We start from the raw sequence: 17454 nt of genomic DNA on the forward strand, positions 1-17454 counted from the left end.
AAAGACCTCTATTCCAAATTGGCGTGGCGATCCTTCAAATCATCCATTGTCATATTTTTTTCTGCCATCAAACGTAAAGCTAATACATCATGGAAAATCAATAACCCTTGTTCAAATACCGTGGTCATTGGTTGAATCGATGTAAAGCTCTGGTCGCTTTTCGACGGGCTCTCAAACTTGACGATATGATCTGCTAAACGGGCGATCGAACTATCAGAATTAGATGTCAAATGAACAATTTTTGCATTATAACTTTTTGCTTTTTTTGCGATTTCCAAAGGTATTACAGATTCACCCGATCCGCTGCCTACGACTAAAAGATCCTTTTTCGTAATCGGCGGCTCATTCAAATCACCTACCATGTGACAGGTGATATCCAAGTGTGTTAGCCTCTTAACTGCGGCTTCAAGAGCCAAGCGTACTCGCCCTACACCAATAAAGAATACTTCATCAGCTTCTAACAACACTCGGATATATTGATCGATCTCTTCACTTGAAATTTTTCCTAACAAATTGTTTAACTCTTCGATAACTGCTTGACTATCTTTATAATAATTTTTCATCAACCATCAACACCTTATTATAGAATTCTTTTTTTTCATGGATCATGTCAAAAGCATCAATTAGATCTTCTATCAATACCTTATGAGTAACCAGAGGTTTCAAATTCAACTGTTTAGTCGCGATTGCCTGTGCTGTGACCTGCCATTCATTTTTCGGAAAATGCTCATATATACTATTAAACATCCCGACAATCGTACCTTCTTTTCTCATAAATTGATCATAGGTCTTCTGTCCCATCGTCATATCTGAATGAGGATTCCCTAAAAGTACAACTCGCCCAAAAGTTCGAATAGATTGCGCACATTGATCAAAGGCAGCACTAGAACCCGTTGCTTCGATCGCGACATCAGCTAATTTTCCATCAAGAGTTTCTAAAATAAAAGCTTCCGCATCCTGTTCTTCGCTATTGCATACATAAGAAAAACCTAGCTCCTGAGCAAAAGAAACTTTGGTAGGATCAATATCAATCAGTAATACCTTTCCTGCACCATTGATTTGCGCCCATTGCGCCACCATCACACCGATGGGACCAGCTCCATAAATCACGACACTATCCCCAACACTTAGCTCGGCTTTATTGATCACATGCTGTGCTACAGTCGCAGGCTCCACCATTGCTCCTTCTTCATAACTCACCTGATCTTCTAAAAGAACAAGATTAAATACAGGCACGGCCAAATATTCTTCAAAACCGCCATCTGTTCTTGACCCGAAATAGTTGTAGTTTTTACACTGGGCATAATATCCAGATTGACAATATTCACATTCATTACATGGCAATAACGGAAAAACTGCCGCCTTTTTTCCTATATAGTCTCGATCGATATCCTCAGCTACTTCAACAATCTCACCCGCGAACTCATGTCCCAACACAGTCGGAAAATGGTACGAGCCAGTGACATAGACTCGTGGGATATCTGATCCACAAATACCGCAAGCCATCACATGGAGCAATACTTCTCCTTTTTTTGGAACAGGTTTTTCCTTTTCAACCAGTTCTAACTGATTAATTGCTTTTAAATCAACTGCCTTCATATGCTGTTTCACTCCCATTTATTTTGGAATTCCTAACACACCTAAGTACGATAATGAGATTCCTAAAACAAAGATAATTAAAATAATCAGATTGATGTTCACCTTTTTTCGCACTAGCCAATAAACAAGCATAGTGATCCCCAACGGAACGAGACCTGGCATCAAAGCGTCGATCACTTGCTCTTGAATTCCTAATTTGACCCCCTTGATATTCAAAATCATCGGAATCTCAATATTTACTCGTGATGCGGTCATACAGCCAACAACCATCAAACCAACCATACTGAAAATTTCTGTTAAACGCGCGATTGTTCCTTCACGCAGCATTGTTAAAATGAAGGATTTCCCTTTTTGATAACCTAATCGATACATATTCCAGCCAAAGCCTATCAAACAAATTTTATAGGCGATTTCAAAAAAGATTGGTCCTACATAACTACCGTCAATTGCCAAAGAACAAGCGATCCCAGCTAAAATCGGATAAACGATTCCTTGACTGACCGTATCTCCAATTCCGGCAATTGGCCCCATCAGACCTGTTCGCAAAGAATTTATGGTCTCATCTGTGATATCCTCGGCACCATTAGCTCGCTGTTCTTCCATTGCTGCCGCAACACCAGGGATCATCGTACCGATAAACGAAGGCTCGGTATTGTAAAAAACGAAATATTTCTTCAACTCTTTGACCTGACGCTCTTTGTCTTCAGAATAGAGTTTGCGAATAACGGGAACCATCGCATTTGCTTGCCCTAAAGCTTGGAGACGCTCATAGTTATACGCCGTCTCACTTGAATAAGTCAGTGCCCAGTTTTTTAATAATTCTTTTCTTGTTAATTTTGCTTCCATTTATGATTGCTCCTTTCCAGCAGGTTTCAAATCTAAGAATTCAGTGTTGTAGAAGACAAAGCCCATGATCGCAGCAATCGCGGTGACTGCCATAACATCCAATTTCAAATAAACTGCTAAAATGAAACCAAAGAAGAAGAACGGCATGATTTTTTTATTTCCCATGAAGCTGATCAGCATCGCAATCCCCAATGCTGGCATAATAGCTCCAACAACTTGCATCGCATCAACAAAGGAATCCGGAATCATGTTCAATAAGTTCTTCATTGGTTCGGCGCCGAAATATACCAAGATGAAAGCTGGTATCCCTGTAATAATGAAGTTCAGTATGCCTGATGGTACATAGTTCATTAATCGCATCGCGCGAATATTTCCATTATCTAAAAATTTCTCTGCTCGGTGGACCCAAAGTGCATTGATTGACATTGTTAATTGGAACGTTAAAATTCCAAATAAACTAAATGGTACAGCGAACGTTACTGCTAAACTCGGATCAGCTCCAGATAGAATCGTCATTGCTGTCCCAAAAACTGCAGCCACTGGCAAGTTTCCGGGCATCGTTCCGCCCGCAGTAATCCAGCCAAGATATGCCAAGTTAATATAAGCTGCTGCTTGCATCCCTATCATTGGTTCACCCATTGCCAACGCCACTAAGAATCCTGACCAAATCGGATACAACCATGATCTGGTAATTAAATGACTTGGCCACCAATTACAAACCGTTGAAATAATAGCAACTAAAATTGCAGATAAAAGCATGTTTTTTCCTCCTTTTTATACTGATGTCTCATTCTTTTCTATAAAATTATTTCTATCCTCAAGCCCTGCATCATTTCACTAATCTTTTACAGATATTTTGAAAGATCTGTTTCTTTCTGATCTGGGATAATATGGATCACTACAGGAATCCCCTGATCAATCAACTTCTTGAAAGTCGTCCGTTCTTCGTCAGACGCCGAAATGTTTTTGTACAATACACGTCGGTTAGCTTTGGCGCCCATTCCTCCAACAACAAGCTTGTCAATCGTGATACCGTTTTCTACCAGCTCCTCAATTGTGACAGGCGCTTTGACTAAAATAATCAAGCGTTTGTTTTCTGATTCTTGTTCTTTTAAAAAGGTCACTGCATCCATCAACCCTTTTACCAAGATATCGATTCCTGATGGCGCAGACATTTTTAAAATCTCGCTCATAAAATCATCCTTCGCCACTTCTTCATCTACGATCAAAATTTGATTTGCTCTTGTTTTTTTGACCCACGCAGTCATTACCTGTCCATGAATTAAACGATCGTCAATCCTAGTTAACACAATCTCACTCATTTTCTATTCATCCCTTCCGTAATTTTCAAAAAGTTCTTTGATGCCATCTTTTCCAACATTTTGAATATATTTCGCTAATTCATCTAAATCCATCGTTTCTCTGCTGCACACCGCTTCGATCACCATTGGCAAATTAACACCCGTAATCGAACGATAATTTACTTTGTCCTTCAATACCTGATAGTTATGCGCCGTTACGTTGTATGGACTTGCGCCAAAGATATCGCAAAAGACCAAAACACCATTTCCCTGCTCCAACGCTATCATTTTTTCTGCAACCTCTTCTTTATAACTTTCAATACTCGTCTCGTGATACAAACCAAGCGTATCAATGTTTTCGGCCTCTCCTGTAATTAATCTCAATGCAGAAAGATAACCTTCTGCAAGTTCACCATGGGTTAGAATTAATACACCGATCATTTTTCCACCTCCTCACCTAAATATATTGCAAACGGCGTGCCAACTTTATGAACAAACCAAAAGAAAGCCTCAAATCAACGTTTTGGATACAAAACGGATTCGAGACTTTCGAATAAACAATTTATTTTTTTAGTGTGCTATTGAATCAAATTTAGTGTGCTGTTTCTTTTCATCGAGTGTGCTGATCAATAAACTAAATTGGTATTAACTTCAATCAGCTCCATTAAATAGCTAATCTCACTGTCTTCTACAACGATTGCAAAACGATTTTCCAAGGGGACCAGTAATTCTTTCAAGTATTGGTACAATCCACGATTATTTTCGAGTAGCAGTTCTGTATCCTCGCGTAAAAATTGTTCCTTTCGAATCGCGCGTTCGATCATATTACTGGTATGGAAAAGGAATTTGATCCAAAAATCCTCGAAATGTTCAACTTGATAAGTATCCGCAATTTTTTTCGCTTCGATTTCCAACAAATCATAAATTGTCGCCCCATCGAGAAAGATCAAACTTTCCTCCAGAATACAGATGATTTTGCTTCTGCGATCATTAGTAAAAGGATCGAGATTCTCTTGCAGTGCTTTGACTTGGAAATCCTCGACACTATTACCGATATAAGCACTTTGTTCAACGATATCCTCTGACAATTCAGTGATTGACATTTTGGGTAATAGTGATTTTCTGGTGGCTTCAATGACCATCGGGGTTGTTACCATTTTGATCGTTTGAGTTGGAATCCCTGTCTTCTTAGTAATAATATCACCAAACATATTTAGCGAACCCATATCACTTAAAATCACGACGCCTTTTCCCTGATCAACCTTTTGTACCAATGCCGTCGCTTTTTCTAAAGTATCTCCGACCGAGTGTGATAACGGCATATTCAACCCTACTGCATGCTCCACATTCAAAAGTTGATTGGCAGTATTAGCTAGATCAGTTGCAGCGGTTTGTCCATGCATTAAAATCAGAACACCAATTTTTTTCTCTGTGTACTTTTCATTCATTGCTTTTAAATAGAGCGAGATAAAATATTTTTCACTTTCTGGTAATTGGACCTCCAGCTGATCAGAAATCTCACAACAGATTTGTTCAGCAACTTCAAGTTCTTTTTCTAACGCCATTTCATTCGGCTTTTTATGCGCCAAAAAAGAGTTGTCGCGGAAAGAATAGCCTTCAGTGATTTTTTCAATCAACGTGTCTAAGTGTAAAGCCAAACTTTTGATATTACTATCGTCTAAATGATAGTGCTTTTTCTGAGCAATCTTTTTTAAGATATTGACGGTAACCTCATAGTTTTTACGAGAGACAATTTTAAAGATTGCCTGTTGCTGATTTCCTTGCTTTTCTGCCAACTGTTGTGCCTTTCCATGAATGATCGACTTCAATGGCGAAAGTGATCCTTTGCCTTCTAAATATTTATGGTACGTTTCTAAAACATCATGTGAGACACTTTCCTCTTCATCCACTAGAAGAAACGGGTCTGTGTCTCGTTCTTCTTCTGGTGTGAATACAAATTCATCAATTTGCAGCAGTTTTAATTTTTCACGCATTTCATTATTAATCTCTGAGGAATGTGCATAATAGAACTGATCAATTAAATATGTTGAAAGATGTGATAGCTTTACTTGAATGATGGCTGAATTGCTAGAAATACTATCTACTAAAGCATTAGCGCATAACAGCTGGATATCATTTTTCATTTGCCCTATGTTTCCAACGGGATCGTATTGTAAAAAGAAACGAATCACATCTTCATTAACCTGCAGCTTTCGCTCGATTTTTTTCGCTTCCTGCTTAAAGCAAAAATAGATCAGTTTTATCTTCTCTGCTAAGCCGCGTTCCTTAACACTTGGCATAAAAATCTTCAGCGGAATACGTCGTAAAAAGGTGGATAAAATGTTGCCCTCGATTTCTTCAGTCGTTGCTCCTATAATCAGTACCCTTACCTTTCGTGGGTTGGATGATTCTCCCAAACGATAATATTCTCCACGATCCATAATCGAAAATAGCATTTCCTGCCCTTCCGGTGGTAAACGATGAATCTCGTCCAAAAAAAGAATGCCATTATTAGCTGAAGCAATCAATCCATCCTTATCCGTTTCCGCTCCTGTAAATGCGTGCTTTACATGACCAAAGAGATGATCCAATAACAAATGCTGATTATTCGAATAGTCAGCGCAATTGAATACCACGTAAGGAGAATCTTCTTTCAGCTTTCCTGCATGCTTAGCGTATTGATACATGAATCTAGCAAAAGTTGTTTTCCCTGAACCAGAAGGTCCTGTCAATAAAGAATGCAAACCGAATGGTGGATAAAGTAATGCAGCTTTGGCTTGTCTAACTGCATTTTCTAATGACCCGTCATAACCAATCAACTCAGTAAATGGATAATCGCTAAGGAATGTATCTTCTTTATCTTTTAACAGCTCGCTTAGTTCTTGAAAAGTTAGAGACTCATTTGAATCAACTACTTTTCCAAGTTCTTGTTCAATTAACGATTTTGCAATAAAGCAAACCGGTCGGCCAGACAACTTAATCACTTTTTCCTCTTCTACTAAACGATTTAAGTCACGACTAACGTTATAGCGTGCTATACCGATTTCCTCCGAAATGCTGGTAGAATCTATTTTGAGTGAGTTATTTCCAGATATGAATAATTCTGTTTGTTCACATAAAAAAGCAAAAACACTATCTTTTCTCCCCATTACCTCAACCCCCTTTATTAGTGACATTGTACACAGATTGATAAGCGCTTTCAACACGAGTTGATTTTTTTGCAAATTGAACAAACAAAAAAGTATTGCATAATTTGCACTATTGGAGCCTCTTGAAAAGAAAAAAACTTTCCATTTTAACCCATTCTATACAACATAAAAGACAAGAATGATTAATCACTCTTGTCTCACAAGCTTACTCTTTTTCAATTGGGAGCCAAATTTCTAAGCAGGCACGGTCTTCCAACGACAGATAGGTTTCCAGCTCTGGTCCATCGATTTTTTGATAGTCTGTTTGCGGCAGCCAAGTGTTGAAGATTTGCTGCTGTAATTGATAATACGCATTCGAAACATTTTCTGTTTTACGATAATCATAGGGCTCACTGACAAAAACAGCATATGTTTGCTTGGGAATCTCGATCGTCAAATAATCCGTCGCAGCATGTTGATTCAAAACAAAGCCGGTAAAATAGTTTAGATTTCCTGATTGCGGTTTGACAGGATTGGCCACAGCGAAATAAGGCACACGTTTTAGACCGAAAAAGTTTTTTCGTGTCGCATCGCTTTCCGCAAACATTCGCAGCTCTTGGTCGCTGAAAAAGGTTTCCCATTGTTTGCCTGTATTTTTAAATAAGTCATCTTCCAATTGATACGCGGCCATTTTCCCGACGACCGTAAAGCTCGGAAGCTGCTCAATTTGATAGTTCAATGTTTTCCCACCATTAATTTTGATATCCAGCCGAATCGGCGGAAAGAAATTGATTGCCGCTTTGAGGTTCTTTGCCTGGCTTGGTGTGATTCCGTGAAACTTGGAAAACGCTCGATTAAATGCTGACCGATTGGCATAGCCGCATAACTCGGAAATTTCATCAATCGAATGATCTTTGCGTAATAGTTCCACCGCTTCTGATAATCGGCGATTGCGTAAATAAGTTGAAAACGAATAGCCGGTTAAATACGTGAAAAAACGATGGAAGGTATATTCTGAAAGCAGCGCCTGTTTGGCTAATTGTTTCAACGAAACAGCTTCAAATAAATGATTTTCAATATGAGCCAACGTCGCTGAAAAACGTTCTAAATCCTTTGACATGGTTCTCCTCCTACTAAACTCTCTTTCATAAGAATAGCATATTGAGGAGAAGTTCCTAAACTTTTCTAAACCTTTCCAAATTTTTTGAAGTTCGATTATTTTTTTCTAACTGGAACCCAAATCTCAACATCATCTCCCTGTCCATAAACTTCCAGATCCGGTCCACCGGAAGTCATTTTCCCTGTCATGTATCCTTTGTTCAGTAATTCGTATTCTTTGGATTTGGGTGCCCACTTTGTCACAATCGCAAACTGTGTTTTTCCATTAGTTTTTCTCGTACAGGGAAAAACAGCCCATGTACTTGCCGGTACCTCGATTTCAAATAAATCTGACGGTGTATCCTTGGTCGTTGCGACAGCGATATAATAATCAAATTTTTTGGCATCCGTCTTATCAATATTATAGAAACTGGCTCCGATCAATCCAAACGGTTCGTGATCGATCAGCGGTAAGAGTGCTTCTTGCTTACCAGCCGCCAGAATCTCATTCCAGAATGCAGGACAGTCCTTCATTCCTTGCCGTTTTGCATTCGTTGATTCCTTTTTAAAGCCTACCAGTTTAAAGCTTTCTAATTCAACAATTCGATGTTCCATAATTAATCCCCTCTTTCTTTTCTTCACTATAGCAAAGCAGGCTTGCATTCCTTTTACCCTTTTTGAGGCAAAAAAAGAGAAGATTAAAACGAGAAATTTTAAAATAACACTTGATTATGATTTTTAATGCCTTTACTCTAAGTATAGAAGGCGCCTTCGGAAATGGAGGAAAACGATGAACGACATAAAATTTAATACGGTTCAACAGAAAATCAAGACAGATCATAAAAATATTACTGGGATCATTGTGCAAAAAAATAATCAACTGCTTTATGAAGAGTATTTCAATGACTGCGACGAGGCTAGTAATATCCATGTTTACTCAATCACCAAAAGTATTTTATCCTTATTATTGGGTATCGCTCATGAACAAGGGGCAATCAATGAATTGAACGGTCCGATTTTGGCTTATTTTCCGGAATATCAGCCAAAAAGCGCGACAATCAATAACATTACACTAGAGCATTTAATAACTATGACCGCGCCATATAAATATAAAAATGGTCCCCTTGCATATATCAAATATTTCTCCAGCAAAGACTGGACCAAGTTTACGCTAAAGCAATTAGGCGGCAAGCAGCCGATTGGCGTGTTTACTTACACCCCTTTGATTGGGCCGGATCTGCTCTCAGCGATACTAGCTCGCTCAACAAATCAAACGGTATTGGATTTTGCTCGTGAGAACTTATTTATCCCCTTAGAGATTAATGTCGAAAAGACGATCCACTTAAAATCGGCCAAAGATCAAATGAGTTTTAATAAGTCGACTAATTCAAACGGTTGGGTCGCAGATGACACAGGCTTAAATGCTGGCGGTTGGGGATTGACTTTAACAACCCGCGAACTAACAAAAATCGGAGAACTAATCCTAAATCAAGGCAGCTGGAAGGGACAACAGATTGTTCCGAAGAACTGGTTAGAGACCATGCAGAAAAAGCACAGTCATTGGGAACAAGAAGGACTGGATTACGGTTATTTGTGGTGGATCATTGATCCGGACAAACCAATCGTTGCGGCGATGGGCGATGGCGGCAATATTCTCTACATTGATCACGAGGAAAATCTGGTGATAACGATCACTGCTTTGTTCAAAGAAAATGTCTACGATCGCATTGACTTTATCCAGCAAGAAATTTTACCGCTGATATAAACAAAAAATCAAGCAGTTTTCTGACTGCTTGATTTTTTATTGGGCTTGACTCATTAATAGTAACTTGTTAACCGTATTGGCATTGCGGATCGTCACATGGTTATTGACTGAGGAGCTAGCGATTTTTGACCAGCGGGCTTTATTGAAGGTCTTGCGCGGCGCCGACCAAAAAATCACCTCACCATGATGCGCGATTTTTTCGTATTCTGGTTTTATTTCACCGACTGCCGCGAAGACTTCTTCGACTGTCATTGGAGCGATCATAAAAATGGCATAATGGATCGTTTCTTTCTCATGATCCCACCAATCAGGCGCGTGCTGTATTATCTCAATTAATTCATCAATGGCTACGACAGTCACTGGGATCGTTAAGCCGAACTTATCAGTAATCACTGCTTCGCAAGTTTGGATCAGCTCTGCTTTATTTTCGCTCGGGCTGGAAAAGATCACATTTCCGCTGTTAATATACGTTACAACTTCTGAAAAACCAATTTCTTCAAAGGCGCTTTTCAATAAAGGCATCGCGATTTTATTTTTACCGCTGATGTTGATTCCTCTTAACAGCGCGATATACTTTTTCACTATTCTTCCCTCACGTCGCTAATAATTTTTTTAATACATTTTTGTTCAATACATGGACTGTTAAGAATTTCCCTTGGTAATAGACCGCCCAATTATTGAAAATTCCCGGTAGGTTCTTGGCTTTTTCTAGGCTGTCCACTGGAACCAGTGTCAAGGGAATGTTTTCTTCCTCGCAATATTCCTGTACTTCTTTTAGTCCGTTGGGTATGAAGGGACATTGCTGGCTGTAAAAAATCGTCAATTCTTGATCAGCAATCGTCTGCTTTCTGGCCGATTCCGAAAATGCAGGAACAGTTCCATCAAAGGACAGCGCCATGAGCTCAAAACCGCCAGCGATTTGGTCAACGACTTCAAATCCATTTTTTTCAACAAACTTTTTGTCGGTTAGAAACGGTGTCTTCTTTTGCGAACTGATGACACAAACTCCTGATTTATTTTGCCGCTTGGCATCCTCAATACAATAATTCAGCAGATTTTTCCCATGGCCTTGTCCTTTAAAACTGCCAGAGACCCAAAGACAGTAGATATGCAAATAATTCTCGCCAACTACAGGTACCCAAGCCGTTTCCAACGGTGCATATTCGATAAAAACTTTTCCATTCGCGTCCAGCTTGCGAAATATGTGCCCTTCAGGCAAACGCTCCTTGAGCCATGATTTTTTTGTGTCGACACCGGCTTGATGCTTTTTACCGGAAATTGCGCAGCATAAGTGTTCAGCGGCAACATTTTTTTCTGTGATATTTATGTACTCTACCATCAAATCCCTCCTTCATTCTATTAATTCAAGTATAACATTAAGTAAACTTTCGCCGGATTGTTTATTCAATAGAAAAAAGCAGAAGTAAAATTCACTTCTGCTAGATGAACTATTTCTATAAATACATATTGTCGCCGGATTGATTTCCCAAGCCTGGATGCTTATCAAAGCGCACGACACCGACAACTGCCTTATCACCAACTGCCTCGACGATCTTAGCCGTTCCCAGATGGCCGAAGCCGCCGCATAATTCGATTGCTTGAACACCGCCTGCTACTAGTTCTTTTGAAATCTCCACTGCTTCCGCATAATCAACGACTCCTACCGTGGTCAGCTCAACCGCTGGTGTCGTCACCACTGAACGATCTTTTTTGCCATCTGCACCCTCTGCTACAAAAATAAATGCTGCTTTTAACATATGAAACCTCCTGATTTTTTATTTTCAGTCTCTTAATTAGCAGACTAATGGACTGTTAAAGTGTAATCACAAACTTCTTGGTATATTTTTCATCGTCCAGCAGCTCGATCGTAAATCCATGCTTGTCGATGATCGTCTTGACGATCGCCAAGCCTAAACCGCTGCCTTGAAAATTTCGTTCGGTTTCGTTTTCGCTGACAAACGGCTGAAAGAGCTTCTCGCGATCCTTTGGCGGAATCGGTGTACCATTGTCTGCGAAGATAATTTTAGTCTGATTATTTTTTTCTATAATGGAAATTGCCAGCTGACTACCTGCTAGATTATGCTTGCAGGCGTTGATCAGTAAATTATTAAAGACGCGCCGCAGCTCGATCTTGTCGATACTTTTCATGACAGGCTCTTCCGGCAGTTCTAAAAATAATTCGATCCGCTGCTGCTCAAGCATATCATAGTTATCCGCCACCGCCTCCTTTAATAAGAAATTAACTGCACACTCTTGCCGATTTAAACTGTATTCAGCTGCATTCAGCTTGGTATATTGAAACATCAAATCCAATAGCTCATTTGCTGTCAGGGATTTTTGATAAATAATTGAAGAAACTTCTGCTCGTTCTTCCGGTTCGACAATGTCCTCACTCAAAGCCTTAGAAAATCCGGTAATGCTGGTCAACGGTGTCTTTAAATCGTGGGCGATATTGGCGAACAAGGTATTTTGCTGTTTTGCGATTTTTTGACTTTGCTCTTCGATTTTTTTATCCAAACTTCGATAAAATGCGTAGGAAAAACAGAAAACTGCGACTAATTGCAGGATTAAACCAATAACTCTGAACAACACTTGATATTCCGGTTCATAAACTAATGTTTCTAAAGAAGCAAAGAATTCTTCAATCAATCCCCCTACCACCGAGAGACCAAAGAAATAAAGGATAAAGGAACGCAAAATCGCATTTCTAAGCTGTTTCATGAGGGACCTCCAAACGATAGCCTAACCCTCGAATCGTCTTGATCCGTTCGTTTCCGATTTTTTCCCGCAGCTTGCTCATCATGACTCGGACGTTATTATCACCTGCCAACGGATCTTGCCAGCCATGTTCGTAGATCTGTTCCTTGGTGAAGACTCGGCCAGGCTGTTCCATCAGCAGCCTCAATACGCGAAACTCGACAGCGGTCAAATTAATCAATTGCTTGTCAACATATGCGGTACAGGCATGCGTGTCTAAGGTTAAATTGCCGACGGTTAAATTATTTTGCCCCGGTTCATTGGCGACACCGAGCGAATAATATCTTCTCAGCAAAGCATTCACTCGGGCAATCGCTTCATGAGGATCAAAGGGCTTCGTCAAATAATCGTCCGCTCCGATCTCTAACCCGAAAATTCGATCAGAGGCCTCGACCCGTGCGGAGATAACTAGGATCGGCAGATTGCTGCTTTTTCTGACTGTACGGATCAGCTCGAAACCATCAATCTCCGGCATCATGATATCAACGATCAGCAGATCAATTTTCTTTTCTGCTAAAATCGCTAATGCTTCACGACCATTGACGGCTTCATAATGAGTGATCTCTTCACTTTTCAAGTACATCTTTAACAGTTTGATAATTTCCTTTTCATCATCTACATGTAAAATATTGTATCCCATCAGCCACCCCTGCTTTCTACGATTCATCACTAATAATTTTACCATAGTGCTCACGAAGGTTTTGCGTCTCTTCTTAGATTTCGACAGCCAAAACTTTCTCGTTGATTTTTTCGATACGGCTTTCAAGATTTTGTCCGATGTAGTTTCCTAATTGCAGAGCATCGGTGATTTGACCATCCTCCATAAAGAAAACCTGTTCACTTTGCGCAGCTACCTTTACATCGTGAGTAACGATAACAACAGTTGTTCCTTCTTCATTTATTTTCAATAGGATATCCATAATTTCTTGCGCGGCTTTGGAATTCAAGGCACCGGTTGGTTCATCGCCAAAAATAATCTTCGGCTGACTCATCAATGCCCGACAGATGCCCGCTCTTTGCAGCTGTCCGCCAGATACCTGAGTGATTTTTCGATCTCTCAGCTCTTGGATACCGACTTTTTTCATTAAGTCCTCTGCTCGCTTTTCAAGTTCTGCGCTTTGTTTTCGCTTTTTTAAGCTTGGCAGGATAATATTATCGATCAAAGAGAGATTTTTCAGCAACGTCGGCTGCTGGAATACAAAGCCTAATTGTTCTCTGCGCATGTCAGCTAATTGTTTTTCTGTCATTTGATCGATTTGTTGATTATTGACGCTTATTTTTCCCGAATCGACTTTATCCATCCCGCTGATTGCGTAAAGCAGGGTTGATTTTCCTGAGCCTGAAGGACCCATGATTGCGACGAATTGGCCTGTTTTCACTTGAATATTTACTTGATTTAAGACAGTGACCTGCTCTTCTCCTTCTCCAAAGCTTTTTACAATTTCTGTGCCATTTATGATTGTTTGCATTTTTTCTCCATCCTTTTCTAGTCTTTAAGATTTTCAGCAATTTCAATTTTGCCTGCTTGTGCCGTTACGATTCTAGTTGTCAAATAAGTAACGAGCAGCAGCAAGAGCGGACAACCTAAGTAAATTAGAGGACTGCCGATTAATTGAACACTGACTCCGCCTAAGCCTGCCGATACCAGACCCGATATCGTTTTTCCTAAAGTCATCGCCAAACCTGTGCCCAGCCCAATTCCTATCACTAAAATAGTCAGACTTCTTGCTAAATATTGATTTCTGATTTCCTGATTGGTAAGACCAACCGCCTTTAGTGTCGCGATCTCTTTTTTATCCTTGACTAAGAGCAGCTTCATGAACAAGGAGGTGATCAATCCTGTAATCAATACCGCCACCAGCGAAGCACCGATCGCGACCATCAATAAGGATTGGATCGTGGAGCCGAAAGTTTGATCGCGATACTGTTCGGCATTATTCATTTTGGCAAAAGGTAAATCTTCCTTATACTGATTCATTTTTTCCGTCAGCTTACTAGGATTCTTTAATTTGATAGAAATATCCGTCCAGATCGTCGGTGTTGTCCGATCTTCAAAAATGGCCTTCGCTGTTTTACCGCCATTGAATAGATTGGCGTAGATGCCGCAGACGATAAATTTTTCTTCTCGACCTTTGCGAATCAAAATGATCGGATCGCCAATTTTTTTATTATACTCATCCGCATTAATCGTCGATAAGGCAATCTCGTTGATTCTACGAGGTGCGTGGCCCTTCAAATAATTAACTGGGAATTTCTGATGATTTCCTAATTCGACTGACAGCACACCATTTTCCATGCCCGCTTCCTTGACATCAAAGTTTTTCGTTGAGATTTTACTGTACATTTCAACATCCGGGTCATTTGCCAAATAGTCTTCGATTTTATCCTGATTCTCAACACTGTTGGTCGACTGATACAAGCTGGTGGCAATATCGATTTTATGACTGAAGCCGAGGCTTTCCACAAATTCTTCCGAGGAGGCTGTGTGATAGACCAGCGCTGGAACGATCATAATAAAGGTAGATATTATGAAGACCAGCAGCATCGTCAAATAGATTTTTTTTCGATTCATGATATCGATGATCCCGATTCGTGTGTCAGTAGAGAAACATGCTAAGCGACGAAGATTAAAACGTGTCTTCGTATTGACCTTCTCATTGGCTCCGCTGAAACGGATTGCTTCAACGGCAGAGATTTTTTTGAAGCGATTCAAAAGAACATACACATAAGCAATCATTAAGAGCATGACTGCCAGCACACCCGCGACAGCTAAAATCCAGCTTAGTCCTTCATTCTTGCTTTCGCCCATGAAAAGCTTGATATTTTTTAACAGCAGATAACTTAGCGGAAGCGAGATCAAATAACCTAACAAGCTGCCGATTATGGAGATCGCCGCGTATTTTGCCAGATAAATTTTCTTGATTGCTTTTAATTGCAGACCAATTGCTTTCATTACACCGATTTCCTTATAATCTTCTTCGATCTTGGCCAGCAGCGTGAAACGAATACACATAAAGGTCATTAGAACTACTAGCAAACTAATCAATAAAAGAATTCCGATCATGATTCCGTCAGACATGGCATTGCCTAATTTGAATAAGCGATGTGTTCCGCTTGGTCCGTTGACCTCTAAGCCGGCTTTTTGATACGCGGCCTCAAACTGATTCAGTTTGCTGGGGTCCTTTAAGCGAAACTGAATGATGTATTCCAGTTTTCCCTTAAAAAAAAGTTCGTCATAGTCTGTTTGATGAAGTAAAAAACGCTTTGACCCAGCCATTTGCGAATTCATCGTGCCATCACGTAAAAATCCATTGATCGTAAATGTCTTTCCGGCGATCTTCGCCTTGTCACCGATTTTGGCTAATCCCTGCTTTTTGAACATTACTGGAACATACAGCTCTCCCGGCTTCGGTTGAATAGGTTGATTTTCCATATCCAAGAAATAATCAAGATTTTTACTTTGAACAGCCAGTCCGTTATCCTCCACACTGTCTGCCAAACTATGGTCTCCAAGTTCGATATCCGAACCGTTTAAATTTAAAAACTCCGCCACTTCATAGGTCGCTACATTTCCATTTGCTTCGACAAATTTTGCCAGCCGTTCTCTGTCTACCTCACCAGTGTGCATCTGCATATAATGAGGTGATTGGGATTTTTCCATCAGCGTATCAATGGACCCAGCCAAATTAACACTCAAAATCGTTGCTAAGGCCACTAACAACGCAGCTACAGTAATGAACAAAGTAGTGATTATCGTAATCAACTTTCTTTCCCTTACATCATTTTTTATAATCTTTCGATACATCGTGTATCACTCCTAATCCTTAATCAGATTTCCTATCTCTACTATAAAAAAGGAGTATTTCTCGAATGTACGAGAAGTATTAACCTAATATTAAACTTGCTGATTGGATGATTTTTCAGCTTAGCAGCTAGAAATCAGACCGAGGCAAGCTTTCAAGTGATGAATAGTCTCCAAAATAAAAAAAGTGACTTATTTCTCTCTTTTCTACTTGATTTTTCTTTTTTGTGTGATATATTTATCTCACGGAGTGACAAATATGTATCATTGGAGGAGTTAAGATGTCAAAGAAAAAAATTAGAAATTTAGTTGTTTCGGGAATTGGTTGCGTGATTGTTTTAGTGTTGGCTACAGTCCATTCGGTTTTATACAATGAGAGCCGCTTGGTAAAACCAACCGTTGTCTCTGAATATGTTTTTCGTCCGCAGGATCTGCCAATGTGGATTGCGTTAGTAGTAACGATTGTCTACGTAATCTATTTAGTAGTGACACTTTTTAGAGTAGTTTGGCGCAACAAGTCTCTGGAAAAGCACCACACCAGAAGAATTCACCCGATGCTTGGTCTCAGCGGATTTGCTGGCTTTTTGGGGCTGATCGGTTTTTGGACCTATCAGGAATTTGGTATTATTTATCCTTGCTTTGCCTTTGTATTCTTCGGCTTTTTCGGCTTTTACTTTGAAGGAAAATTATCGGATACTTTAAAAGATGAGCTTTACGAGGAAAATGAAAAAAAGGCGGAGCTAAAGGCCTACAAAATTGGGTTCATTCTACTATTCTTAACTATTTGGCTGATTGGCGGCGGGATGCTGGCCTGGAATCTTGAATGGTGTGCGATCTTTATGTTAAGCTCAATGTCGATGATCTTTGGAATTGTTTTATTCCTTAGCAAATACTTCTTATATCGATTTGAAACCGAGGCTGGATAGATGAATGTAAAATTCGAATGTCATTTAAAAAAGTATCGAACGTTGAAGGGTCTCACACAGGAACAACTCGCTGATTTAGTGGGGGTACGGCGAGAAACAATCATGCGTCTGGAAAAGGCTCAGTACAACCCTTCCCTGAAACTCGCATTAGACATTGCGAAGGTCGTTGAGACCCCTGTAACAGAATTATTTATTTTCGAATAGCAAGAAGCAGAGTAAAAGATACATATTT

General features: G+C 39.8%; 19 protein-coding genes. 3 read left to right on the plus strand and 16 right to left on the minus strand.

The genetic code is table 11. The features are described from left to right. Positions 1-8 precede the first annotated feature (8 nt). From hxlB to FFR60_RS13965, 9 genes are all read right to left on the minus strand, one after another. A complete protein-coding gene (hxlB, locus tag FFR60_RS13930) occupies positions 9-563 on the minus strand; it encodes a 6-phospho-3-hexuloisomerase (RefSeq protein ID WP_137664613.1) in 555 nt (184 codons plus the stop codon). Next, entirely contained in the window at positions 547-1617 is a 1071-nt protein-coding gene (locus FFR60_RS13935) for a galactitol-1-phosphate 5-dehydrogenase (protein WP_249355006.1), read from the minus strand. Before FFR60_RS13935 ends, hxlB begins: the two co-directional genes overlap by 17 nt. Further along, complete coding sequence (locus tag FFR60_RS22965; protein ID WP_137664614.1) at positions 1618-2445, minus strand: PTS system mannose/fructose/sorbose family transporter subunit IID; 828 nt, start codon at positions 2443-2445, stop codon at positions 1618-1620. Further along, positions 2446-3204, minus strand: a complete 759-nt coding sequence (locus FFR60_RS22970) for a PTS mannose/fructose/sorbose/N-acetylgalactosamine transporter subunit IIC (protein ID WP_137664615.1) — start codon at positions 3202-3204, stop codon at positions 2446-2448. A gap of 86 nt (positions 3205-3290) precedes the next feature. Further along, positions 3291-3767 (minus strand): PTS sugar transporter subunit IIB, encoded by a 477-nt coding sequence (locus FFR60_RS13945; protein WP_137664616.1) that lies wholly within the window; start codon positions 3765-3767, stop codon positions 3291-3293. Between the two features lie 3 nt (positions 3768-3770). After that, positions 3771-4187 carry a PTS sugar transporter subunit IIA gene (locus FFR60_RS13950; RefSeq protein ID WP_137664617.1) on the minus strand — a complete coding sequence of 139 codons (417 nt, stop codon included), beginning with the start codon at positions 4185-4187 and terminating at the stop codon, positions 3771-3773. 185 nt (positions 4188-4372) lie between these two features. Next, entirely contained in the window at positions 4373-6895 is a 2523-nt protein-coding gene (locus FFR60_RS13955; RefSeq protein WP_137664618.1) for a sigma-54-dependent transcriptional regulator, read from the minus strand. Positions 6896-7100: 205 nt separating this feature from the next. Next, on the minus strand, positions 7101-7994 hold the full coding sequence (locus tag FFR60_RS13960; protein ID WP_137664619.1) for an AraC family transcriptional regulator: 894 nt from the start codon (positions 7992-7994) through the stop codon (positions 7101-7103). Positions 7995-8089: 95 nt separating this feature from the next. Then, positions 8090-8587, minus strand: a complete 498-nt coding sequence (locus FFR60_RS13965) for a GyrI-like domain-containing protein (protein WP_137664620.1) — start codon at positions 8585-8587, stop codon at positions 8090-8092. Between the two features lie 175 nt (positions 8588-8762). On the opposite strand from FFR60_RS13965, the gene FFR60_RS13970 reads away from it, so the two are divergent. Beyond that, a complete protein-coding gene (locus FFR60_RS13970) occupies positions 8763-9737 on the plus strand; it encodes a serine hydrolase domain-containing protein (RefSeq protein WP_137664621.1) in 975 nt (324 codons plus the stop codon). Positions 9738-9773: 36 nt separating this feature from the next. On the opposite strand, the gene FFR60_RS13975 is transcribed toward FFR60_RS13970, so the two are convergent. The 7 genes from FFR60_RS13975 to FFR60_RS14005 all read right to left on the minus strand — a co-directional run bounded on the left by FFR60_RS13975 (position 9774) and on the right by FFR60_RS14005 (position 16299). Continuing rightward, positions 9774-10319 carry a DUF1697 domain-containing protein gene (locus tag FFR60_RS13975; protein ID WP_137664622.1) on the minus strand — a complete coding sequence of 182 codons (546 nt, stop codon included), beginning with the start codon at positions 10317-10319 and terminating at the stop codon, positions 9774-9776. Between the two features lie 10 nt (positions 10320-10329). Beyond that, entirely contained in the window at positions 10330-11076 is a 747-nt protein-coding gene (locus tag FFR60_RS13980; protein ID WP_137664623.1) for a GNAT family N-acetyltransferase, read from the minus strand. 115 nt (positions 11077-11191) lie between these two features. Further along, on the minus strand, positions 11192-11494 hold the full coding sequence (locus tag FFR60_RS13985; protein WP_137664624.1) for a DUF6506 family protein: 303 nt from the start codon (positions 11492-11494) through the stop codon (positions 11192-11194). Between the two features lie 55 nt (positions 11495-11549). After that, positions 11550-12458 (minus strand): sensor histidine kinase, encoded by a 909-nt coding sequence (locus tag FFR60_RS13990; RefSeq protein ID WP_137664625.1) that lies wholly within the window; start codon positions 12456-12458, stop codon positions 11550-11552. After that, positions 12445-13179, minus strand: coding sequence for a response regulator transcription factor (locus FFR60_RS13995; RefSeq protein ID WP_249355007.1), 735 nt, complete (start codon positions 13177-13179; stop codon positions 12445-12447). Before FFR60_RS13995 ends, FFR60_RS13990 begins: the two co-directional genes overlap by 14 nt. Before the next feature lie 28 nt (positions 13180-13207). Further along, entirely contained in the window at positions 13208-13963 is a 756-nt protein-coding gene (locus tag FFR60_RS14000) for an ABC transporter ATP-binding protein (protein WP_137664626.1), read from the minus strand. A gap of 17 nt (positions 13964-13980) precedes the next feature. Next, on the minus strand, positions 13981-16299 hold the full coding sequence (locus FFR60_RS14005; RefSeq protein WP_137664627.1) for an ABC transporter permease: 2319 nt from the start codon (positions 16297-16299) through the stop codon (positions 13981-13983). A 278-nt stretch (positions 16300-16577) separates the two neighbouring features. Between FFR60_RS14005 and FFR60_RS14010 the strand changes: the two genes are divergently transcribed. Together FFR60_RS14010 and FFR60_RS14015 are read left to right on the plus strand one after the other, a co-directional pair. Beyond that, on the plus strand, positions 16578-17222 hold the full coding sequence (locus FFR60_RS14010) for a DUF2178 domain-containing protein (protein ID WP_088932830.1): 645 nt from the start codon (positions 16578-16580) through the stop codon (positions 17220-17222). Then, positions 17223-17426, plus strand: a complete 204-nt coding sequence (locus FFR60_RS14015) for a helix-turn-helix transcriptional regulator (RefSeq protein ID WP_088932831.1) — start codon at positions 17223-17225, stop codon at positions 17424-17426. Positions 17427-17454: the final 28 nt, after the last annotated feature.

It is taken from the genome of Enterococcus hulanensis (assembly GCF_005405485.1).
Taxonomy (GTDB): Bacteria; Bacillota; Bacilli; order Lactobacillales; family Enterococcaceae; genus Enterococcus_A; species Enterococcus_A hulanensis.